Here is a 21,879-nt window from a genome sequence, read left to right as displayed (position 1 = left end):
GGAGGCGCCGTGAATTTTTCAGCCCTCTCAATCAAACACCCGGTTCCGGCAATCATGCTGTTCATCCTGCTGTCGCTGGCAGGCTGGATGGCCTACCGCGCCAATCCGGTGCAGGACTTCCCGGACATCGAACTGCCGATCGTCACCGTTTCAGCGTCCCTGCCGGGGGCCGCCCCTGCCCAGCTGGAAACCGAAGTGGCGCGCAAGATCGAAGATTCGGTCGCTACGCTGCAAGGCGTGAAGAATATCTATGCCAAGGTGCTGGACGGCACCGCCACCATTACCGTCGAATTCATCCTCGAGAAGAACCTGTCCGACGCCGTCAACGAAGTGCGCGATGCGGTCACCCAGGTGCGTGCCGACATGCCCGGCGAGATGCGCGACCCGGTGGTAAGCAAGGTTTCCACCGCAGGCCGCGTGATCCTGGCTTTCAACGTCACACCGAAAGAAGGCACCAAAGTCGACGACGCGGACCTCAGCTGGTATGTGGATAATGCCGTCGCCAAGAAGCTGCTGTCGGTGCAGGGCGTTGGCGCGGTCAAGCGGGTCGGCGGCGTGAGCCGCGAAATCCGCGTCGAGCTCGATGACGAACGCATGGCAGCGCTGCGCGTATCGGCGCTGGATGTGTCGCGCATGCTGCGCCAGGTGCAAAAAGAAGCGCCGGGCGGGCGCGGCGACGTCAGCGGCGCCGAGCAATCGGTACGCACCATCGCCACCGTAAAAAGCGCGCAGGAACTGTCGCAGATGGATATTCCGCTGGGCGACGGCCGCCATATTCGCCTCGAGCAGGTGGCCAACGTGACCGATACGATTGCCGAGCCGCGCTCCGAGGCATCCCAGGACGGCAAGCAGGTCGTCGCCTTCGAAATCTTCCGCACCAAGGGCGCCAGCGAAACCCAGGTCGCCGCCGACGCGCGCGCCGCAGTGGAAGAGCTGCGCAAGGCGCATCCGACCATCGACATCACGCAATCGATCGACAACGCCGAACCGGTGGCCGAAAACTTCTCCGGCTCGATGGAACTGCTGTACGAAGGTGCCATCCTGGCCGTGCTGGTGGTGTTCTGGTTCCTGCGCGACTGGCGCGCTACGCTGGTGGCCGCGTCCGCGCTGCCGTTGTCCGTGCTGCCGGCCTTCCTCGGCATGTACTGGATGGGCTTCACGCTCAACACCGTGACCCTGCTCTCGCTGGCGCTGGTGGTCGGCGTGCTGGTGGACGACGCCATCGTGGAAATCGAGAATATCGAACGCCACCTGCACATGGGCAAGACACCGATGCAGGCAGCCATGGAAGCGGCCGACGAAATCGGCATGGCGGTGATCGCCACCACCTTCGCCCTGGTGGCCGTGTTCCTGCCGACCGCCTTCATGGGCGGCATTCCCGGCAAGTTCTTCAAGCAGTTCGGCTGGGCCGCAGTGCTGGCGGTGCTGGCTTCGCTGGTGGTGGCGCGCCTGCTGACGCCGATGATGGCGGCCCACCTGCTGAAAGCGACCGACAAGGCGCAGCAGGAAGACGGCTGGATCATGCAGCGCTACATGAAGACCATGCGCTGGTGCCTGAACAATCGCGGCAAGACCGCACTGGCGGCAGGCGCCTTCTTCATCGGCTCGATCATGCTGGTAGGCCTGCTGCCGACCGGCTTCGTGCCGCCGGCCGATCGCGGCCAGACCATGGTCAACCTGGAACTGCCGCCGGGTTCCACGCTGGCCGAGACCCGCGCCATTGCAGAACGTGCACGCCTGGCCATCATGGAAGTGAAGCCGGTGACCAATGTGTTCAGTTCCATTGGCGGCGGTTCCTCGGGCGATGCGTTCGCGCCCGGCGCCGCTGCCGAAGCGCGCCGTGCCGTGCTGACCATCACTACCAGGCACCGCAACGACCGCAAGGAATCGATGCCGCAGATCGACGATATGATCCGCGAGAAGCTGTCCGCCCTGCCCGGCGCCCGCTTCACAGTCGGTCCGCCGGATACCGGCGTGAAGATGCAGCTCGTGCTGCGCTCGGAAGACCCGGTGGCGCTGATTGATTCGGCGCGCAAGGTCGAGCGCGACCTGCGCACGCTGCACGGCATCGGCAACGTGACCTCCAGCGCCTCGCTGGTGCGTCCTGAAATCATCGTGCGTCCCGACTTTGCCAGGGCCGCCGACCTGGGCGTAACCGCCAACGCCATCGGCGAAACGGTGCGCGTGGCGACCGCCGGCGATTACGACTTCGAGCTGACCAAGATGAACCTGGCCGAGCGCCAGGTGCCGATCCGCGTCAAGCTGCCGGACAGCGTGCGCGCCGACCTCGATGCCATCGGACGCCTGACCGTTCCCGGCCGCAACGGCCCGGTCATGCTGGCCAATGTCGCATCCATCACGATGGATTCGGGACCGGCACAGATCGACCGCCTGAACCGCAGCCGCAATGTAACGCTGGACGTGGAACTGGGCAGCCGCTCGCTGGGTGAGCTGGACGAAGAAGCACGCCAGCTGCCTTCAATGAAAAACCTGCCGCCAACCGTGACCCGCGCTGAACTCGGCGACACCCAGGAGATGCAGAACCTGTTCGCCAGTTTCGGCATCGCCATGCTGATCGGCGTGCTGTGCATCTATGGCGTGCTGGTGCTGCTGTTCCACGACTTCCTGCAGCCGCTGACCATCCTGGCCGCGCTGCCGCTGTCGATCGGCGGCGCCTTCGTGGCACTGCTGGTGACGCAGAAAGCGCTGTCGATGCCGTCCATGATCGGCCTGATCATGCTGATGGGGATCGTGACCAAGAATTCGATCCTGCTGGTCGACTATGCGATCCTGGCGCGCGCCGACGGCATGAGCCGCTTCGATGCGCTGGTCGACGCCTGCCACAAGCGCAGCCGCCCGATCCTGATGACCACCATCGCCATGGGCGCCGGCATGATGCCGCTAGCCATGGGCTGGGGCGCCGACCCGAGCTTCCGCTCGCCGATGGCGATTGCGGTGATCGGCGGCCTGATTACTTCAACCCTGCTGTCGCTGCTGGTGGTGCCGGCCGTGTTCACCTATGTGGACGATGCAGAGCACCTGCTCAAGCGCATCGTCCACAAGGTACGCAAGCATCAGAAGCACGCACCGGCACCCGTTGCCGAATAAGGAGCCTGCCATGAAAGTCCGCGCCATCGAAATTGCTCCCGCCCGTGTCGCCTTCCTGCGCCACACCGGCCCCTTTGGACCGGCATTGGGCGAATTCTGGCGCGGCGTCGTGGCGCCCTGGATGCGGGACAACGGCCTGCTGGGGCGGGTCACTTATGGCGTAGCGATGGATGATCCCGGCAATACGCCGCCGGAAAAATGCCGCTACGACGCCTGCGTCGAAATCGGCCATGATGACCCGGCGCCGCCGCCGGCGGCGCTGGCCACCATTCCCGGCGGGCGCTACGCGGTGGCCGATTACTACGGCGACCCGGCCGGCATCGGCGAAGCGTGGCATGCCTTCTACAGCGAGGGCCTGCCCTCAGCGGGGCTGGCAAGCCGCCCCGGCCCCTGCTTCGAACGCTATGCCGCCGACTTCCGTGCAGATCCGGAAACAGGTGAATTTGCCTGCGAACTGTTCATCCCGGTCGACTAAGGAAAGAATGTCATGAGCGCCCAGCCAGGCCACGACGGCGACCACCTGCGCTTCCACCGCGAGCATGAACACCTGAGCAAGACGTTTGGCGCGGACACCTTCGGCCTGAAAGCGGAAGCCTTCGCCCGCTTCTTCGGTACCCCGCTATTCCTGGGGGCACAGACTATCATTGTCGCGCTGTGGATCGGCGCCAACATATGGGGCTTCGCGCATTTCGACCGCTACCCCTTCATCCTGCTGAACCTTGCATTCAGCCTGCAGGCCGCCTACGCGGCGCCGCTGATCCTGCTGGCGCAGACCCGCCAGGCCGAGCGTGACAAAGCCCATAATGATGCCGACGCCCGGCACCGGGAAGCGCTGGCGCAGCAGGCGGCGCGCCATACGGCACAGATGATGGAGCTGCTTCGCCAGAATACCGAGTTGACCGAGACCACCAAGCAGCTGGTCGAACGCATAGACAAGCTGACTGCTGAAGTGCACGGCCACCTTCTGCATTAGGCGGCGCGCAGCTTCACACGAAACACATAGTCAACGCACATTCATCAACTAGGATTGCGCTTCCCTATCCACATTGGAAGCGCAATGCCCGAACACTCCTCCGCAGAAGACCTGCCGCGCCGGCCGCGCCAGCCCCATGGCACCATCGCCTTTGTTGCGCTGTTCGGGGTGGTGCTGCCCATAGCCGCATTGCTGTTCGAATCATTCACCGGCATGTGCCGCCAGATCTTCTTCGATCCCCTGCCAACGCCGCTTCACTTCATCCTCTACGCCACGATACCGCTGGCAAATGCGCGGCTTCTGCTGGCGCTCGTGCGCGGCGAAGCCGTGCCGCCGCGCTGGGCCTTGCTGCACACCTTCTCTGCCGGCGTGGCCGTGTTTTACAGCCTGGTGTTCCTGCCGATATCCCCCATTGCAGCAATCGCGATTATCGCCTTCGGCATCGGACTGCTCGGGCTTTCGCCGATGCTTGCCCTGCTATGCGCCGTCTTTGCCCGCAAGGCTTTGAAATCTCGCAGCGGCCAGCCGCCCGGCAAGCTATGGAAAGGCATAGCGCTCGCCTTTCTTGTACTGCTGGCGATTGATGCCCCTTCCACTTTGACACGGATAGGCATGCAGATGGCCGCATCGGATTCTGCCGCGACCCGGCTGCGCGGCATCCAGCTCCTGCGCAAGGCCGGCGATGAAAAAATGATGCTGCGCCTTTGCTACCGGCAGGCGGGGCAAGCGACCGACTTGCTCGGCACCCTGTTCACCAGCCAGACGGAGAGCGACCCGGAGCAAGCAAGAACCACCTTCTATCGGGTGACGGGCACCGTGTTCAATTCCCATCCCGCCCCACTGCACCGCTCGATGCGCGATTGGGAGCGCACTTTCGACAATGACCGGGGAGGCACCAGTGTAGGCCAGCGCGTCAACGACATAGCCCTTGTGGCCTCGCGCATGGATGGCTCGATCGATGCCAATGCCGCGCTGGGCTACATGGAATGGACCATGGAGTTCCACAACAAGTCACCGGGCCAGCAGGAAGGCCGGGCCGAAATCGCCTTGCCGCCGGGCGGCGTAGTTTCGCGCGCAACGCTTTGGATTGACGGTGAGGAGCGTGAGGCTGCCTTCGGCGGCCGCGCACAAGTGCGCGAGGCCTACGCAAAAGTGGTCAGGCAGAGCCGCGATCCATTGCTGGTCACCACGGCGGGCAACGACCGGGTGCTGGTGCAGCTGTTCCCGATTCCTCCTTCGGGCAACATGAAAATCCGCCTGGGCATCACCGTTCCCATGGCTCCTCCCGCGCAAGGCGCGATGCATCTCCAGCTGCCGGCTTTCAGCGAACGCAACTTCGACCTGGCCCCGGACCTGCGCCACGCGGTTTGGTTCGAATCGACGGCCCCTTTGAAAGGCAGCCCTGGACTGAATGCACAAGCGGGTCCCCGCGACCTGTATGCCGTCCGTGGCGAGCTGGAAGAGCCGTCGCCATGGCAGCCGATGCACACGGTCTGGGCGCCCGCTAGCCGTCCGGCAGCGCTGGCCTGGAGCCCCGACCAGATAAGCAATGACGGAAAGATCGTCGTCCAGAAGTTCAGCGAAACCGCAGCCATGCCGCCCCAGCGGGTTGCCGTGGTCATTGACGGCTCCTTGTCCATGCAGCAGCGCAAACGCCAGCTGCTTGAAGGGCTGGCATCCTTGCCCGCAAACATCGAGATGGCCGTGGTATTTGCCGACGATGAAAAGCCGGCGCTGTTCCTTCATAACAGCGCCAACTCGCTCCTCACGCGCCAGTACCTCGCGCAGCTGGAATTCAAAGGCGGACGCGATAACAGCGAAGCACTGGGCGCGGCGTGGGACTGGGCTGCCATGTCGTCACGCGGCGCGATCGTATGGATACATGGCGCACAACCGCTGGCATCGCAGTCGGCTGAAGCCTTGCGGCAGCGCTTTGAACGCCGTGCAAGCCAGGTTGCCCTGTATGACCTGGCGCTGGAGCGTGGGCCCAACGAGATTGCCCAGCAACTCAAGGGAGTAAGCGCTGTACCCGGCTTCGGCAACGTGGGCGATGACCTGCGCAAGCTGTTGGCGCAGTGGCAACCGGGAGCCACGCAAACGGTCCTGTCCCGCGAGCGCCGCAGCGGCAGCGGCATGCCGCTATCCAGCCGTAGCTCCCAGCACCTGGTTCGGTTGTGGGCAGCAAACGAAGTCACTGCCATGAGCGCGGACCCGGGCCGGAGCGGCGCTGCCGTCACGCTGGCCACGCGCTACCAGCTGGTCACTGCCGTTTCCGGCGCCGTCGTGCTGGAAACACGCGAGCAATATAAGGATGCGGGCCTGGAGCCAGTGCCGCCTGGCAGCGTGCCAACCATTCCGGAACCGGAAACCTGGGCCATGATCATGGTAGCGGCCCTCATGCTGGCATGGCATCGCCGCTACCGCAGCCAATGAAGCTGCCGCCATTTTCGCTGCTGCTGGCCGCCTTATGCCTGGCGTTCTGGCCAGCCCTGCACTGGTTCGTAGCCGGAACCTTGGATGGATCGAACGACAGTGCCGGGCTGCTGGCCATTGCCGCTGCTGCCGCCAGCATCGCTTTGACGCCGAAACGCGCTGCCTTGGCCCGTCCGCTACTGCTGCCGAGCGCATGCCTGGCCGCCTACCTCGCCGCCACTGCATGCCACGTTCCTGTTCCGGCTCGCTCCCTGGTTTTTGCGCTGGCGCTCACCACGCTGGCCAGCAGCCTGCGGCTGGGCAAGCGTTTTGACATGGCCTTGTTCGCGCTGTGCATCCTGGCGCTGCCGTTTGCGGCGACCTTGCAGTTCTACCTGGGTTATCCACTGCGCGTTATCGCTGGCGACCTGTCGGTATTCCTGCTGCGCATGAACGGCATCGCGGTCGCGCGCGAGGGCGCCATGCTGGCATGGCACGGACAACTGGTTGCCATCGATGCTCCTTGCAGTGGCGTAAAAATGCTGTGGGCCGGACTGCTGCTGGCCGCCACCTTGGCTGGCGCAGTCCGGCTGTCGTCCTTGCGTACGGCCGCCGCCCTGATGCTGGCAATCGTCGCCGTCGTCGCCGCCAACGCCGTCCGCGCCACGGCACTGTTCTATATGGAGGCCGGCATCGTGCAGCTGCCCGCTACAGCCCATGGCGCCATCGGTATTGTCAGTTTTGCTGCCGCGGGTGCAGGTATCCTCTTCATGACCCGCCGCCTGGAGCCGCCCGCAGCATGAAATCGCTCGCCACCATTGCATTTGCCGGCCTATGCGCTTTAGCGTCCCTCGCGCCGCTGGCTTTCGAGAACAACGCCGGTGCCCGCGTAACCGCCGGCTTCCCGGGATGGCCCACAAGCTTCGAGGGCCGAAAGCTCACCCCGCTTCCCCTGACGCCGATCGAGACGCGCTTCCAGCAGAACTTTCCCGGCCGTGTCGGCCGTTTCAGCGATGGCGAGCGCGAAATCGTCATCCGCTGGGTGGACCAGGGCACGCGCAAGCTCCACGCAAGCAGCGACTGCTTCAAGGCGAACGGCTACGAACTTACCGTGCAGCCAGTCAAAATCGTCGGGCAAGAGCGCTGGTCCGGCTTCATTGCATCGCGGGGAACGCAAAAGCTGGAGGTTCACGAACGCATCGCCGATGCCTACGGCGGACAGTGGAGCGACGTCTCGGCATGGTATTGGGCCGCGCAACTGGGCCAAACGAAAGGCCCGTGGTGGGCCATTACCGTTGCGCAGAACGTTGGCAGCTAGTCGCCCGCCCAGCCGCCGCCCAGCGCCCGGTACAAGTCCACGCTGGCGCCCAGCAGGCGGCTGCGCAACTGGAGGCGCGTCACGTCGGCATTGAACAGGGTGCGTTGGGCATCGAGTTCTTCCAGGTAGGACGCGTAGCCATTGCGGTAGCGGTTGCGCGCAATGCGCAGCGTTTCTGCCGCCGTGGCGCGGCGGGCGTCGTTCTGCACCGTCTGCTCGCGCAGGCGCTGCAAGGCGCTCAGGCTGTTTTCAACTTCGGCAAGCGCGACGCGCACTGTTTGCTCATAGGCTACCAGCGACTGGTCGCGCTGCGCGGCGGCGGCATCGGTCTGGGCCTGTACACGGCCGCCGTCCCAGACCGGAGCCGCCAGCCCCGCGCCCACCCGCCACAGGAAGGCCGGATCATGCAGGAACTTGCTGAAATCCGTCGATTGCACGCCGCCGGTAGCGGTCAGGCGCAATGTGGGCAGTAATTGTTCGCTGGTCGCCTGCACGCCGGACTTCGCCGCGGCTACACCATGCCCGGCGCGCGCGATGTCCGGGCGTCGTTGCAGCAGGGTTGATGGCAGGCCGACCGGGATTACCGGCGGCGACAGCTCGTCCAGGGTCTTGCCGCGCGCGATCGGACCGGGGCTGCTGCCGGCCAGCAGGGACAGCGCGTTTTCCTGCTCGCTGATCTGCCGCAGCAACTGGGGCACCTGCTCTGCTGCCGCCTCGTACTCGGCCTGCGCCTGCAGCCATTCCAGGCGCGAGGTATAGCCGGTTTCAAACTGCCGCTGCGCAAGCCGGCGCGATTGCTCGCGCAAATCCAGCGTGGCGCGCGCCAGGTCAAGCTGTGCGTCAAGCCCGCGCAACTGCAGGTAGCCGTTGGCCGCCAGGGCCGCCACCGACAGTTGCGCAGCATCCGCATTGGCGCGTTCCGCGGCCAGCGATTGGGCCGCGGCTTCGCTGGCGTGAGCCAGGCGCCCCCACAAGTCGATTTCATAGGCGGCCTGGAATTCGCCTGCAAACAGGTTGGTGATGGCTGGCACGCCGTTGTAGGCCAGCGTGCGCGTGCGCACCGGAGTCAAGGTTGCACCCAGCGTCGGCGCCCGGTTCGCATCCGCTGCGGCCAGCCGGGCGCGAAACTCCGCCACCCGCAGTTGTGCCAGCCGCACATCCGTATTGTGCCGCAGTACGCGCGCCACCAGGTCCGACAGCGCCGGATCGCCATACGCCTGCCACCACTCGCGCTCCAGCGCAGCCTTTTCCATGCCGGCTGCCTGGCTACGCCATTGCGCGGGAACCGATAGCTGCGATTCAATCGGTGCGGGGATGCGCGCGGCGCAGCCAGCCAGCACCAGGGCTACCCCTGCGGCGGCAGCGCTGCGTTTCATGGCCGCGCCCCGTCCGTTTTTTCATTCAGCACCGAGGCTGTATCGATGCTGACGATCACCGACATCCCCGGGCGCAGGCGCTGTGCCAGCTTCTGGCCCTGGTCAATCTTGATGCGAACCGGAATCCGCTGCGAGATCTTGACGAAGTTGCCTGTGGCATTATCCGCCGGCAGCACGGCGAACTCGGAGCCGGTAGCGGGCGATATGCGTTCGACCTGCCCGGTCAGCGTCGCGCCGTCCAGCGCGTCGACCTTGAAGGTCGCCCCCTGCCCCACCTGCACGCCGTTCATCTGCGTTTCCTTGAGGTTGGCGATGACCCACATGTCGCGCGGCACCAGCCCCATAAGCTGGGCGCCTGAACCCACATAGGCGCCGCGCCGCACATTCACCTGCCCCAACTGTCCATCTGCCGGTGCAATGATGCGCGTGTTGTCCAGGTCCACGGTCGCGGCCTTCAGCGCCGCCTCCGCATTCGCCACCGTAGCCTCCAGCGCGCCGCGATTGACGGTGACCGACTGCGCTTGCTGCCGCGCGATATCGACATTCGCCCTGGCCTGCGCTACCGCCGCTTGCGCCTGCGCGCGGGCCGCACGCTGGGCGTCCCGCTCGCGCACCGACAGCGAGCCGTCGCCGACCAGTTGCTCCGCACGCCTGTAGTCGGCCGAGGCGCGCGCAGCTTGCGCCTGCGCGTTTGAGAGCACCGCCTCTTGCAGTGCAATGCCTGCCTTGGCGCTGGCGCGCGACTGTTCCCAGTTCGCCAGCGCTGCCTTTTGCGCAGCCAACTGGGCCTGCGCCTGCTCGAAACGCTGGCGGTAGATGCGCGAATCCAGCTCCACCAGCAAATCGCCCTTGCGAACGAACTGGAAGTCCTGCACTTTCACGTCCGCGACATAGGCCGGCAACTGCGAGCCGATCACCGTCACCTGGCCACGCACAGTGGCATTTTCGGTCGACACGATAGGGCTGGTGAAAGGCGGCAGGCGCCACGCGTACAGTACAACCAGCACACCGATCAAGGCGATCAGGGCGAAACCGACGCCCGACAGCCATTGCGCGCGCCGGTCGGGCGCAGGGGGCGCTGCGGCAGTTTCGCTTGCTGGTGGTGATGTGCTCATTGGCCCCCCGAGTTGGAAAGTGAAACCTGTGCCATGCCAGTCTGCGCATCCTGTGCCGGCGCCGCCGCCCGGGTGGCAGTGCAGACCTGCCACGCATAATGCAGGGCCATCCACGCCAGCGTGCCGCAGGCAACAAAGAAGATCATCAGGAAAACATCGTTATAGGCCAGGATATTGGCTTCCCTCGTCGCCGCCCCGCTCAGCGACGGCAGGCCGAAAGCCTGCACGCGCGCCGCCACCTGCGGGTCCTGCAGCGTCAGGTGCTCGACCAGCTGGCTCGAATGGAATTTTTCACGCACGACCTGGAAGGTGCCCACCAGCGCCGAGCCAAGCAGGCTACCCAGGTTCTGCGTCATCGAAAACATCAGCGAAAAGCTGATCAGGTTGCACGGTTGCGCAATTACGGCGCCGAAGCCCGATACGAAGATCGGCCCCAGGAAGAAAGTACCGCTGAACGCCAGCAGGAACTGGCTGAAATACATCTGCTCCGGGCGCGTCAGGCTGCTGGCCTGCGAATCGATCCACGCTCCGGCAGCCATCAGCGCCAGCGCGAACATCAGCATTGGCTGCAGCCGCTGCGGCGTGATGATCAGGGCACTGCTCAGGATGCCCAGCGCGCAACCCGCCAGGGCCACCAGCCACAAGGTTTGCATCTGGTCGTTGTTCAACCCGATCGCCTGCAGGAAGCCCACCGCACCGCCAGCTTCCGACTGCACCACGCGGATCAGCAGCACCGAGATCGCCAGGCGTGTCATGCTGGTTGTGGTCAGCCAGCGCGTGTTGAGCAGGGGCTTGCGGCGGTTATGTTCGATTGCCACCGCCGCCGTGAACAGCACGATGAAGGCCACCAGCGCCCAGCCGATCCAGCGCGCTTCGAACCACCACACCGTGCGGCCCAGCGCCAGCACCGCGCACAGGAAAGCGACTCCGGGCGCAAACAGTGCAAAAGTCACGAAGTCCATCTTCTCGAATGCTTTCACGCGGTCGCCCGGAGGAAGCTTGAGCAGCAGCACGCAGCCGAAGGACACCAAGGCCATGCCCAGTTCAAACGAGTACAAGCCGCGCCATTCGCCGATGGACAGCAGTTCGGAGGAAAAGATGCGCGCCAGCGGCAGCGATAATTGCGCAAAGCCGATGCCCAGCACCACGCCTTTCAAGCGGTGCTGCGCTGGAAAAGCCTGCAGCACGTAGTACAGCCCCAGCACCGTCAGTGCTGCGCCGCTGATGCCGTGCGCCGCGCGCACTGCAATGGCCGACGCCAGGCCGTGCACGAACAGGTGGGCCACCGTAACCACGGCATACAGCAGCAGGAACAACTCTGTGAACAGGCGCAGGCCGAACTGCTGGCGGAACTTCACCAGCAGCAGGTTCATGGAGACATTGCCCATGACGTAGGCCGCCGGCAGCCACTGGATTTCCGCGCTGGTCACGCCCAGCGATCCCTGGGCATACACCAGGTTGACCGTGACCAGCGCGTTACCAAGGCCGCCGGTCAGCGCCACCACCAGACCTACCAGCAGGAAGGCCAGCCGCTTGGGCGCCGAGTGCAGCGGCGTAGAGGGAGAGCCCGGCAACAGCGGGCGCTCGTGAGGCAGCCATTTTTGTGGGGCGTACTCATCCATTGGGCTAGTCTACACCGCCCCAGGGTGGCTGCCTATATTCATACAACCGGCGGATCGGTCTCCCTGTCGAACATGCGCGGGCCGGCCAGGGCCGCGATGAATGCCGCCAGCGCCGGCTGCAAGTCGGCCGGCGCCGTTCCCACCAGGCCCGGGTCGGGGGCGCCGCCCGGCAAGGTCGCTGGAATTCCCGCCGCCGCCAGCAGCGTTGCGCCGGCCCCGACCACCATCAAAGGCTTGCAGTGACGGTATTGCAGGGTCACGAACTCCACTGCCAGCGCATTGGCGGCCAGTGCCTCGGCTGCCGCACTCCCGTCCGGCACCACGACAGCATCGAACAGCACCGCCGGCCCGGTCTCCAGCGACATATCGGCTTCCAGGCCACCGACCAGGCCGACATGCGGCGCCACCAGGCGCGTGACAGCCCCCTGCGCTTCCAGCTCGGCCTGCAGCGCATCCACCATGGCCTCGTCGCAGCCGGCGGCAACCAGCAGCGCCACCTTGCGCCCATGGACACCGGCCTGGCCCGGCCGCGCCATCAGCGACAGCGCCGGCGACGGCTGGTAGGTGGGCAGCTCGCCCGTGGTAGCCATCGGTTGCGGATCCGGCGCCTTGGTGCCGAGGCGCAGCGCCACCATATCCGCCAGCGCCGCATCGACATTGACCAGCATGGACAGGGTGCGTTCGCGGATCGCCGGCACCTGCACCTTGCTCAATTCGAAACTGAAAGCATGGGCGATGTGCATCTGCTCGACCGGCGTCTGGCTTTGCCAGAACAGGCGCGCCTGTGAATAGTGGTCGGCGAACAGCTCCGGCTTGCCGCGCACCTTATCTTCCTGCATCGGCTCCGGGAAGGACATGAAGCCCATGCGGCCGGCCTGGAACGGGCAACCGCCGCCCAGCGAGTTCGGTTCATAGGCAACGCGGCCGCGATGGATAGCCTGCCGGTGCATGCCGTCGCGCTGGTTGTTGTGCACTTGCGCGAGCGGCGCATTGATCGGGATTTCGTGGAAGTTCGGCCCGCCCAGTCGGCTGATCTGGGTATCCACGTAGGAATGGATGCGCCCCGCCAGCAATGGATCGTTGCTGAAATCGATCCCGGGAACCACATGCGCGGCGCAGAACGCCACCTGCTCCGTCTCGGCAAAGAAATTGTCCGGGTTACGGTCCAGCACCATGCGCCCGACTACCTGCAGCGGCACCAGTTCTTCCGGTACGATCTTGGTCGGGTCCAGCACGTCGAAGGGGAATTCGGCCGCTTCTTCTTCCGTGAAGACCTGCAGCGCCAGCTCCCACTCGGGGTATTCGCCCATCTCGATCGATTCCCACAGGTCGCGCCGGTGGAAGTCGGGATCGGCGCCGGAGATGCGCACCGCCTCGTCCCACACCAGGGAATAGGTGCCCTGCCTGGGCAGCCAGTGGAATTTGACGAAGCGCGACTGTCCCGCCGCATTCACCAGGCGGAAGGTATGCACGCCAAATCCCTGCATGGTGCGGAAGCTGCGCGGGATCGCCCGGTCCGACATCACCCACATCAGCATGTGCATGGATTCCGGCATCAGGGACACGAAATCCCAGAAGGTGTCATGCGCGCTGGCCGCCTGCGGCATCGCGTTGTGCGGCTCGGGCTTTACCGCATGCACCAGGTCCGGGAATTTCATCGCGTCCTGGATGAAGAAAACCGGGATGTTATTGCCGACCAGGTCCCAGTTGCCTTCATCGGTATAGAACTTGACCGCGAAGCCGCGCACGTCGCGTGCGGTGTCGGTGGAACCGCGCTCGCCGGCGACAGTGGAAAAACGCACAAACACCGGTGTGCGCTTGCCGGCGGCCGCGAATGGCGAGGCGCGCGTCAGTTCGGACAATTCGCTGTAGCACTCGAAATACCCATGCGCAGCGGAGCCGCGTGCATGCACTACCCGTTCGGGAATCCGCTCGTGGTCGAAGTGCGTGATCTTCTCGCGCAGGATGAAGTCTTCCAGCAGCGCGGGGCCGCGCAAGCCGGCCTTCAAGGAATTCTGGTTGTCCGATACGGGCACGCCCTGGTTGGTAGTGAGCGGGCGGCCGGCGGCATCGGTACGCAGCCGGTCGAGCGGGCCGTTGCCGGGATTGACACCCTGCGGCGGCACGCCCGCGCCGGCCTTGGGCGAAGCGGCGCTTTCGCTCGCGCTGCTGGCTGTTTCCAGCGGGTCCGCAGGGCTGGTATTGGCCCCTGTGGACGGTATGCCGGCGCCGTGCTCCGCAGCCTTGTTAACGTTATAGGGAAACTGCGCGGCCAGTCCAGCGCCGCGTTTAGCCGGGTCAGGTTTGCTTGTGGGCACGGCGCGCTCCCCGGCTTAGTGCTTACGCGTACCGAGCAGCTTGGAGACAGCGTAGCCAGCGGCCAGCGCTACCAGCAACGATTTGCCGGGGCTCTGGCGCACATAATTGCGGCCGGATTCCGCAAATCGTTTATAGGCAGCGTTCAACTGGTCGCCTTTGACGCCTACCTGGTCGGTGATGCTGGTGATATTGTCGGCTACTTTATCGATGGTGCTGTGCATACCGGCGCGCAGGTCTTTGGCTGGGTTTTCGCTGCGGGTGATGTTGTTATCCATGATCGGGTTCCTCGTCGTTAGGGTTGCAGTGGAAGGGTCAAGATAAGGCTGCACGCCTGCGCCCACCGTGCGCCACCTAACGATGCGCGGCCGCGATTTCTGGCAACCTGCAATTGTCCCCGTTGAAAGGTGCCGCGTGATTCCTATCGACCCTGTCAGCAGTGCCACCACTGTCACTCCGGCAACGCTGGGCGATCGTGTGGCGCCTGCCACCGCCACCCCGCCGCCCGCCGAAACGGCACCTTCGGTGTCTTCGCTGGGCCTGTTCCTGTCCAACCTGGTGCTGGCGCAGCGGCGCTTGCGCGAGCTTGCCGCCAATGGTGGCGATGCGGCGGCGTTCGCCGCGGCGGCACGGCAGCTTGTCGATAACGCGAATGCCAATGCGCCGCCTTCGCTGGCAGCGGTCTTGACATCGCAGCAGGCGGCGCTCGGCCGGGCTGGCATCGATGTCGCCAGCGGCGGCACGCTTTCGGCGGATGAGGATTCATTGACTGCAGCATTCAATGCGGCACCGCAGCGCGCCTTGTCCGCGCTGGGCGAGGCGGCCGCAGTCGTCGGCGATGCTGCGGCCGCGCTGCAGCCCGATGCCGCCGCGCAGGAGTTGGCGACACCCTCCCCCAACCTGGCCGAACTGACTACGCAGCAGCGCGTTGCCGCCGATCAATTGTTGGAGGCGCGCCAAGTTGCGGGCGCGGCCCTGGCTGCCGATGAGCTTAACGATACGCAACAGCAGCGCCTGGCCGAGGCACAGGCCGCAACGACACGGCAACTGGAGAGTACGCGCGAGCAAGACCTGGCAGCCCAGGCCCTGGCTGATCGCCTCAATGCCGAACGCCGCGCGGCGCTGCAGGAAGCAGAGGCCGGCCAGCTGGGCCGCACCCGCGCCGAACGCGCCGCTGCCGACCGCCTCGACACCGCGCGCCGCCTGGTCGCCGAGCAGGCCGGAACACTTGAGTCGGAACAAGCCGTTGCTGCACGGCTGGCCCTGGCGCGCCAGCAAGCCGCGACCGCCAATGCCGAAGCCGGGAACGCAGCGACGAACGATGCGCGCACAGCCCTGGCGCGCCAACAGGCAGCGGCCACCAACGCCGCGGCAGAAGCCAGCGCAGCCGGCGAGGCGCGCCTTGCCCGCGATCGCCAGCAAGCCCTGGCCGCCGAAGCGCGCCTGGCCCGGACCGGCCAGCAAGGCGCTGGCGCCCCTGCCTCGACAGCCAGTGACGAAGCGACACCCGCCGCGCTGGAAGCCAGGGCTGCGGAAGCCGCGACGACTGCCGCACGCACGCGACAGGTCCGGAGCAATGCCACTGCAGCAGAGGCAAGACGTATGGAAGACGACGCCGAACGCACCCGCGCAGCCGCGGCCACCCAAGCACTGTCCCTGCAAGACCGCCTGACCGCACAGCGCCTGGAGGACGCGCGCGACGTCACCCGCGACCTCGAAATCGAACAAACCGAATTGCGCCTCGAAGCGCGCAGGCAAGCCTTGCGCGAAGCACAGGCCGCCGCCCAGGCCGCTGCAACCCTGGCAAGCAACGCTGCCATTGCGCCGCCCGGCGCGCCGCCCAACCCGGCCACCGCTGGCGCCCCGGCAGCACCAGACGGCACAGTTACGCCAGGCAACACGGCGATCCGCCCAGCGGAGGCCGCCACCAGCGCCGCCGGCCCGCAAGTCAGCGGCGCCACGGCCACCGGCATCGCGGCCGGCCCGGGTCCAGGGGCAGCGGCAGGCACCGGTATCGGTATCGGCCAGCCTACGCTCACCGCCGCGGCAACGGCGTCTGCCGCCGCTGCCGCGCAGGAAGCCAGCACCGCAGCCGAACGCGCGGCCCAGGCTGCCGAGGCGGCACGCCGCGCCGCAGCCCCGGCTTCGCTGCAAACCCAGCGCCAGCAAGCCACCGACCCGGCCATTGCGGCCGCCGTGGCAGCCTACCGTACCGGCGATATCGCGGCGGCGGCAGGTCGCCCACCTGCCACCGCACCCGCCATCGAGGCAGTTCCGGCACCGGTGGCCGTGCCCGCCACCACGCCGGTCGCCCCGGTCCAGTCCCGCCCCGTCCAGCGCGCCGGCGAAGCGGCAACCGGACGCGGTACCGGCACGGGCACGGGCGCGCAACCCGGGGGTGGACGCGCCGGCGCAGCGGCCGGCGAGACTGCCGGCGAGACTGGCGGCGGGACAACGGGCGGCGGCACGCCCGGCGAAGGTGCGTTGGCCCGCAACGGGCCAGCACCCGGCGCCGCAGCTGCAACGGGAACGGCACCCGCCCTCGGCAGCCGAATCGACAACAATGCCTGATCTGCAAGAGAAACGTTGCGCCCTCGCACTACCTGCTGCGCAATTTGCTAGCCCGCCCTGCCAGACCCCTGCATAATCAGGCGCATGATTTCCCACGCCCGGCGCCGCCTGCTGCGCACCGCCCCACTGCTCCTGGCCAGCGCCCTTGGCTTGCCTGCCAAGGCCGAGCCGCAGCCGGTCACGCTGATTGTGGGCGAATCGCTGGACGAAAGCGGCAAGGTCAAACCGCTGCGCCCATGGCAACGCGAACTGTTCGAATACCTGGAGGCCGAACTGGGCGTCAAATTCCAGGTCCGCCTGTACCCCTGGGCCCGTGCCGAACGCAATGCCCGCAACGGCGCGGGGCTGGTCTTCGGCCTGCCCAAGAACCCCGAGCGCCTGCGCGAGCTGCGCTACAGCGAAGCCGCCGTCAGCAACACGCTCTGGATCGTCACCCGCAGCGACGCCACCTTTCCGTTTGCATCGCTGGCCGACCTGAAAGGCAAGTCCGTCGGCGCCGTACGCGGCTATGGCTACGGCGCCGAGTTCGAACAATCGCGTAACAAATTGTTTCGCGTCGAAGAGGACATCCCCTCGCGCGCGACCCGCCTGCAGCGCCTTTTCCTGAAACGGGTGGACGCTGTGCTGCTTTACCAGCCAGGCTGGCAGAATGCAGCAGAAGTGGAAGCCGAACTGCGTACCTTTGCCGCCCCGCTGGCGCGCGAGCTGTCGCTGCCGCAAGGCCTGACCCTCAGCGTGCTGCCGCATCCGCTGCAGGTCGGGAACCAGCAGTTCTTCGCCATGTCGAAGGGCAAGGATGAAGGACTGATCGACCGTATCAACGCCGCCCTTGCACGGCAGCAGAAGCCCGCCTCGCTCCCGAAGACCCGTCGAGCGCCATGATGCGGTGCGGCTTGCCGCGCGGCCCGGATTGTGGATAATCACGCCATCGACAAATAAAGGGAGACCCCTCGATGAAGCTGAAGCACTCGGTAAGCGCGGTGGCGCTGCTGGCAATGGCCGCTGGCGCCTGCGCGCAGGACACGGTGGTAAAGATCGGCCATAGCGGCCCACTGTCCGGCGCACAAGCGTTTTCCGGCAAAGACAATGAAAACGGCGCCCGCCTGGCCGTCGAGGAACTGAACGCCAAACCGATCACCGTCGGCGGCAAGAAAATCAAATTCGAGCTGATGTCGGAAGACGACCAGGGCGACCCGAAAGCTGGCGTCTCGGCCGCACAGAAGCTGGCCGATGCCGGCGTCAAATACGTGGTCGGCCCATACAACTCCGGCGTCGCCATCCCGGCATCGCGCATCTACAACGAAGCGGGTACCCTGATCGCACCGGTGGCGACCAACCCGAAGTTAACGCAACAAGGTTACAAGAACATCTTTCGCATCAACGCCAGCGACACCCAGCTCGGCTCCAGGATGGCGCTCTACGCTGCCAATGAGCTGAAGGTGAAGAACGTCGCCGTGATCGACGACCGCACCGCCTTCGGCCAGGGCCTGGCGGAAGAATTCAAGAAGCAGGCGCGCGCTTCCGGTATGCAGGTCGCGGGCCACGAGTACACCACCGACAAGGCGGTCGACTTCACCGCCATCCTGACCAAGCTGAAGTCGAAGAACGTGCAGGCCGTCTTCTTCGGCGGCTACGCGCCACAAGGCGCCCCGATGGCGCGCCAGATGAAGCAACTGGGCATCCAGGCCAAACTGCTGGGCGGCGACACCATCTGCACCGCGGAGATGGGCAAGCTGGGCAGCGACGCCGTCGGCGACAACGTGCTGTGCGCCCAGGGCGGAGCGCTGCTGGAGAAGGCGGCTTCCGGCCCGGCCTTCAAGGCGAAGTTCAAGAAGCGCTTCAACGCCGAACCCGACGTCTACGCTTCGGCCTACTACGACGCCGTGCTGATGTACGCAGCGTCGATGCAGAAGGTGAATTCCATCGACCCTGTCAAGGTTGGCGCCGATATCTCGGCTGGCAGCTACAAGGGCGTTTCGGGCACCTACGCGTTTGATGCCAAGGGCGATATGAAGTCTTCGCCGGTGACCATCTTCAACTTCAAGAACGGCCAGCCGGCTGCGATTTCGAGCTACTAAGGAATTCCCATAATTCCTGCGCGACCGGTCCATGCGGCCGGTCGTTGCGGCGCGCCGCCACCAGCTCTTCCACGCTTCCCGGCAGGTACCTGCCGGCGATCGACAGCAGACTCCCCTCTTCCAGCTCGCGCTCCACCAGGAAGCGCGGCAAATGGCCCCAGGCCAGGCCTTGCAGGATGATCTCTTTCTTCATTTGCTGGTCCGGCACCGAACACTGGTGCGCGCCTTCGACCATGAAGTAGTCTTTGCCCGGCGTATGGCGCGCGGTGTCGCGGATCACGCATTGGGTGTACCCGCGCAATTGCACCGGCTTGATCGCACCGCTGGCGGGGAAGCGCAGGAAGCCCGGCGCCACCACCGGCACGAAGGGGATCCTGGACAATGGCATCCATTCGATGCGCGGATCGCCCTGGTCGACGCCGTGCACGATCAGGTCCGCATCGCCGTCGTATAACCGCTCGATCGGGCCGGTAACCGCCTCGACCTGCACGTGCAGGCGTGTTGCCGGGCGGTTGCGGAAGAATGCGGCCAGTGTCGCCAGCACTTCGCGCTGCGGGCACATATCGCCGATGACCACCCGCAGTTCATCCTCCTGGCCCATGGCCAGTTGCTGGGCATGCACCTGCAGCCCGCTCAACTCGGTCAGCGTGGCCTGCGCCTTGCGGTGGAAGGACTTGCCCGCCGCGGTCAACGTGACGCGGTAGCCGCTGCGGTCCAGCAGTTGCAGGCCGGTTTGCCGCTCCAGGCGCGTCACCGCCGCGTGCACCGCCGGATGGGAGCGATGCAGCAGCTCCGCGGCAGGCTGGAAGCCGCCGCTGCGGGCCACCGCGTCGAAACATTGCAGGTCGTGCAGGGTGAATGTGCTCAATGTCCATTTTCCTTACAAAGATATGCCGATCTTTATAATATATTTTTCCGGCAAGCGCACCTAAGATCCGGTCCATCAACTGCTTTTTGAAAGGACCTGCATCATGTACATCACCACCGGCGACAATGTGCGCATTGCTTACCGCTTCGACGGCTCGGAAAACCTGCCCGTCCTGATCCTGTCCAATTCGATCGGTACCAGCTACCACATGTGGGATGGCGAAGTGGCTGCGCTGTCGCAGCATTTCCGCGTACTGCGCTTCGACACGCGCGGCCACGGCGCATCGGATGTGCCGGCCGGCGACTATTCCCTCGACCGCCTGGGCCGCGACGTGCTCGAGATGATGGATGCCCTCGGCATCCGGCGCGCGCACTTCCTCGGTCTCTCGCTGGGCGGCTTCATCGGCCAATGGCTGGCCATCCATACCCCCGAACGGGTGGCGCGCCTGGTCTTGGCCAATACCGCCGCCAACCTGGGACCGGAAGGCTTTGACGAGCAGATCGCAAGCGTGCGCGCCGCAAGCGACATGCACGATACCGCCGAGGGCTTCCTTGCGCGCTGGTTCCCGGCGCATATGCTTGCCGCGCAACGCCCGCCGGTCGGCAAGTTCCGCGAGATGCTGCTGGCGACGACACGCCAAGGCCTTGCCGCCAGCCTGGCGGCAGTGCGCGACGCGGACCTGCGCCGTACCATCAGGCTGATTGAAGCCCCGACCCTGGTCATTGCCGGTCGCGACGACACTGTGACATCGGCCCGGCACGGCGCCGACATCGCGGCGGCCATCCCCGGCGCACGCCTGCTGACCCTGCCGACCGTCCACCTGTCGAACATTGAATTGCCGGAGCAATTCAGCGCCGCAGTACTGGACTTCCTGCGCCCAGCTGCCCTCGCTTAGGCAGCGGGCAGCGAGGGATCATTCAGCGGCACGCTGCGCAGGCGCTTGCACAGGCCCAGCATCGCCAGGCCCAGTATGCCCGCGGTGGCGCCGAGCACGAAGATGCCTGCCGTGGCCGACAGCAGCTTGCCCAGCAGCCCAATGCCGATCGTGGCCAGCGAGTCGCCGGCCGCATCCTGCGCTGCCCACAGGCCGTTGACGCGCCCCAGGTAGTGGTCCGGCGTGTGGCCCTGTACCAGTCCGTACTGCAGCAGCGATGCAATCGACACGCAATAGCCGAAGCAGGCCAGCAGCGCCAGTATCAAGGGGAATGCCGGCTGGGCGCCGAGCAGCATCAGGCAGGCGAACGCGGCAAGGCTGGCTGCAATCATGGCCTGCCCTGGACGCTGCAGGCGCTCGGTCCAGCCGCTGAGGATGGCGCCCAGCGTGGCGCCCAGCGACACCGCGGAGTACATCAGGCCCAGTTCCAGCGCCCCCGGCGCCATGGCCGGGAACAGCACCCGTACCGCCGTGGTCAGCGTCACCAGCGTGCCGACCAGCAACGTCGCCGCCAGCACCGGGCTGGTTGACAGGAAACGTACGCCGTCTGCCAGCGCGCGCAAGGGATGCTCGTCACTGGCATGCTGCGGCAGCATCGCGGGCAGGCGCAGCAAGGGCAGCAGCGTCAGCCCGGTGCCGATGGCGGCAATGGCGTAGGCCCAACCCACATCGGTGGCGGCAATCAGCGTGCCGCCGATGGCGGGCGAGATCACCGTCGCCAGCCGCATCGAGACCATGCTCACCGCGCGCGCCTGCATCAGGTTTTCGCGGCCGACGATGGCCGGCATGCAGGCCAGCAGCGCTGTCACGCCAAGGGCGCCGAAGAAGCCATCCCAGGCCGACAGCAGGCAGACCGCCCATAACGAGGGCGCCGGCAGCCAGGCATTGGCTGCCAGGCCGACAAAACCCAAACCGCAGATGGCGCGCGCCAGCAATATCAGCTTGCGGCGGTCGTAGCGGTCGGCCAGCACGCCGCCCAGCAGCAGGCCGGCAAACATGCCGCCCCCTTCCAGCGCCAGCGCCAGCCCCACCTGCAGGCTGTCGCCGGTCAGCGCAAACACCTGCATCGGCACCGCCACCGACAGCATGCCAAGTCCCAGCAGCGAAATGGTGCGGGCGATGAAGACGCTGCGGAAATCGCGGTTGCGCCGCAGCAGGCCAAGGTCGACAAACATTTTCATACTCATT

17 protein-coding genes are annotated in these 21,879 nt (G+C 65.9%); 10 read left to right on the top strand and 7 right to left on the bottom strand.

The window, feature by feature from the left end; genetic code table 11:
* The first annotated feature begins 9 nt into the window (after window positions 1-9).
* The 6 genes from ASE26_RS12085 (at window position 10) to ASE26_RS12060 (ending at window position 7,811) form a co-directional block, all read left to right on the top strand.
* Complete coding sequence (locus ASE26_RS12085; protein WP_055930001.1) at window positions 10-3,108, top strand: efflux RND transporter permease subunit; 3,099 nt, start codon at window positions 10-12, stop codon at window positions 3,106-3,108.
* A gap of 10 nt (window positions 3,109-3,118) precedes the next feature.
* On the top strand, window positions 3,119-3,583 hold the full coding sequence (locus ASE26_RS12080) for a GyrI-like domain-containing protein (RefSeq protein ID WP_055929999.1): 465 nt from the start codon (window positions 3,119-3,121) through the stop codon (window positions 3,581-3,583).
* Window positions 3,584-3,595: 12 nt separating this feature from the next.
* On the top strand, window positions 3,596-4,081 hold the full coding sequence (locus ASE26_RS12075; RefSeq protein ID WP_055929996.1) for a DUF1003 domain-containing protein: 486 nt from the start codon (window positions 3,596-3,598) through the stop codon (window positions 4,079-4,081).
* An 84-nt stretch (window positions 4,082-4,165) separates the two neighbouring features.
* A complete protein-coding gene (locus ASE26_RS12070) occupies window positions 4,166-6,514 on the top strand; it encodes a VIT domain-containing protein (protein WP_057246302.1) in 2,349 nt (782 codons plus the stop codon).
* Window positions 6,487-7,296, top strand: coding sequence for an archaeosortase/exosortase family protein (locus tag ASE26_RS12065; protein ID WP_082507277.1), 810 nt, complete (start codon window positions 6,487-6,489; stop codon window positions 7,294-7,296). The genes ASE26_RS12070 and ASE26_RS12065 overlap by 28 nt, the downstream gene beginning before the upstream one ends.
* Window positions 7,293-7,811, top strand: coding sequence for a hypothetical protein (locus ASE26_RS12060; protein ID WP_055929987.1), 519 nt, complete (start codon window positions 7,293-7,295; stop codon window positions 7,809-7,811). Before ASE26_RS12065 ends, ASE26_RS12060 begins: the two co-directional genes overlap by 4 nt.
* On the opposite strand, the gene ASE26_RS12055 is transcribed toward ASE26_RS12060, so the two are convergent.
* The 5 genes from ASE26_RS12055 to ASE26_RS12035 are packed head-to-tail and all read right to left on the bottom strand — an operon-like array spanning window position 7,808 to window position 14,518.
* On the bottom strand, window positions 7,808-9,187 hold the full coding sequence (locus tag ASE26_RS12055) for an efflux transporter outer membrane subunit (protein ID WP_055929984.1): 1,380 nt from the start codon (window positions 9,185-9,187) through the stop codon (window positions 7,808-7,810). The two genes, ASE26_RS12060 and ASE26_RS12055, sit on opposite strands and share 4 nt — an antisense overlap.
* Window positions 9,184-10,302 (bottom strand): HlyD family secretion protein, encoded by a 1,119-nt coding sequence (locus ASE26_RS12050; protein WP_057246301.1) that lies wholly within the window; start codon window positions 10,300-10,302, stop codon window positions 9,184-9,186. Before ASE26_RS12050 ends, ASE26_RS12055 begins: the two co-directional genes overlap by 4 nt.
* On the bottom strand, window positions 10,299-11,924 hold the full coding sequence (locus tag ASE26_RS12045; protein ID WP_057246300.1) for an MFS transporter: 1,626 nt from the start codon (window positions 11,922-11,924) through the stop codon (window positions 10,299-10,301). The genes ASE26_RS12050 and ASE26_RS12045 overlap by 4 nt, the downstream gene beginning before the upstream one ends.
* Window positions 11,925-11,962: 38 nt before the next feature.
* The gene (locus tag ASE26_RS12040) at window positions 11,963-14,242 is read right to left on the bottom strand and encodes a catalase (protein WP_082591345.1); all 2,280 of its coding nucleotides are present in this window, start codon (window positions 14,240-14,242) and stop codon (window positions 11,963-11,965) included.
* 15 nt (window positions 14,243-14,257) lie between these two features.
* A complete protein-coding gene (locus tag ASE26_RS12035; protein WP_055929975.1) occupies window positions 14,258-14,518 on the bottom strand; it encodes a hypothetical protein in 261 nt (86 codons plus the stop codon).
* Window positions 14,519-14,654: 136 nt separating this feature from the next.
* Here ASE26_RS12035 and ASE26_RS12030 point away from each other — a divergent pair, with 136 nt between their 5' ends.
* The 3 genes from ASE26_RS12030 (at window position 14,655) to ASE26_RS12020 (ending at window position 18,889) form a co-directional block, all read left to right on the top strand.
* Complete coding sequence (locus ASE26_RS12030) at window positions 14,655-16,811, top strand: hypothetical protein (protein WP_156409919.1); 2,157 nt, start codon at window positions 14,655-14,657, stop codon at window positions 16,809-16,811.
* A gap of 84 nt (window positions 16,812-16,895) precedes the next feature.
* Window positions 16,896-17,693: an ABC transporter substrate-binding protein gene (locus ASE26_RS12025; RefSeq protein ID WP_055929969.1), complete on the top strand. Its 798-nt coding sequence runs from the start codon at window positions 16,896-16,898 to the stop codon at window positions 17,691-17,693.
* Between the two features lie 71 nt (window positions 17,694-17,764).
* The gene (locus ASE26_RS12020) at window positions 17,765-18,889 is read left to right on the top strand and encodes a branched-chain amino acid ABC transporter substrate-binding protein (RefSeq protein ID WP_055929966.1); all 1,125 of its coding nucleotides are present in this window, start codon (window positions 17,765-17,767) and stop codon (window positions 18,887-18,889) included.
* Here ASE26_RS12020 and ASE26_RS12015 read toward each other — a convergent pair.
* Window positions 18,852-19,757, bottom strand: coding sequence for a LysR family transcriptional regulator (locus ASE26_RS12015; protein ID WP_055929963.1), 906 nt, complete (start codon window positions 19,755-19,757; stop codon window positions 18,852-18,854). The genes ASE26_RS12020 and ASE26_RS12015 overlap by 38 nt on opposite strands.
* 103 nt (window positions 19,758-19,860) lie before the next feature.
* Between ASE26_RS12015 and pcaD the strand changes: the two genes are divergently transcribed.
* A complete protein-coding gene (pcaD, locus tag ASE26_RS12010; RefSeq protein ID WP_055929960.1) occupies window positions 19,861-20,652 on the top strand; it encodes a 3-oxoadipate enol-lactonase in 792 nt (263 codons plus the stop codon).
* Here the strand turns inward: pcaD and entS are convergent.
* Complete coding sequence (entS, locus tag ASE26_RS12005; protein ID WP_229208145.1) at window positions 20,649-21,878, bottom strand: enterobactin transporter EntS; 1,230 nt, start codon at window positions 21,876-21,878, stop codon at window positions 20,649-20,651. The genes pcaD and entS overlap by 4 nt on opposite strands.
* Window position 21,879: the final 1 nt, after the last annotated feature.

The organism is Duganella sp. Root198D2, from assembly GCF_001428585.1.
GTDB lineage: Bacteria > Pseudomonadota > Gammaproteobacteria > Burkholderiales > Burkholderiaceae_D > Rugamonas.
Note: the sequence above shows the minus strand (reverse complement) of the source record. Positions and strands in the feature narration are given on the sequence as shown.

What these genes read in the sequence shown, in the direction of transcription:
- ASE26_RS12080 (WP_055929999.1), top strand. Translation starts at nt 3,119, where the DNA reads ATGAAAGTCCGCGCCATCGAAATTGCTCCCGCCCGTGTCGCCTTCCTG.
- ASE26_RS12075 (WP_055929996.1), top strand. Translation starts at nt 3,596, where the DNA reads ATGAGCGCCCAGCCAGGCCACGACGGCGACCACCTGCGCTTCCACCGC.
- ASE26_RS12070 (WP_057246302.1), top strand. Translation starts at nt 4,166, where the DNA reads ATGCCCGAACACTCCTCCGCAGAAGACCTGCCGCGCCGGCCGCGCCAG.
- ASE26_RS12065 (WP_082507277.1), top strand. Translation starts at nt 6,487, where the DNA reads ATGGCATCGCCGCTACCGCAGCCAATGAAGCTGCCGCCATTTTCGCTG.
- ASE26_RS12060 (WP_055929987.1), top strand. Translation starts at nt 7,293, where the DNA reads ATGAAATCGCTCGCCACCATTGCATTTGCCGGCCTATGCGCTTTAGCG.
- ASE26_RS12055 (WP_055929984.1), bottom strand. Translation starts at nt 9,187, where the DNA reads ATGAAACGCAGCGCTGCCGCCGCAGGGGTAGCCCTGGTGCTGGCTGGC.
- ASE26_RS12050 (WP_057246301.1), bottom strand. Translation starts at nt 10,302, where the DNA reads ATGAGCACATCACCACCAGCAAGCGAAACTGCCGCAGCGCCCCCTGCG.
- ASE26_RS12045 (WP_057246300.1), bottom strand. Translation starts at nt 11,924, where the DNA reads ATGGATGAGTACGCCCCACAAAAATGGCTGCCTCACGAGCGCCCGCTG.
- ASE26_RS12035 (WP_055929975.1), bottom strand. Translation starts at nt 14,518, where the DNA reads ATGGATAACAACATCACCCGCAGCGAAAACCCAGCCAAAGACCTGCGC.
- ASE26_RS12025 (WP_055929969.1), top strand. Translation starts at nt 16,896, where the DNA reads ATGATTTCCCACGCCCGGCGCCGCCTGCTGCGCACCGCCCCACTGCTC.
- ASE26_RS12020 (WP_055929966.1), top strand. Translation starts at nt 17,765, where the DNA reads ATGAAGCTGAAGCACTCGGTAAGCGCGGTGGCGCTGCTGGCAATGGCC.
- pcaD (WP_055929960.1), top strand. Translation starts at nt 19,861, where the DNA reads ATGTACATCACCACCGGCGACAATGTGCGCATTGCTTACCGCTTCGAC.
- entS (WP_229208145.1), bottom strand. Translation starts at nt 21,878, where the DNA reads ATGAGTATGAAAATGTTTGTCGACCTTGGCCTGCTGCGGCGCAACCGC.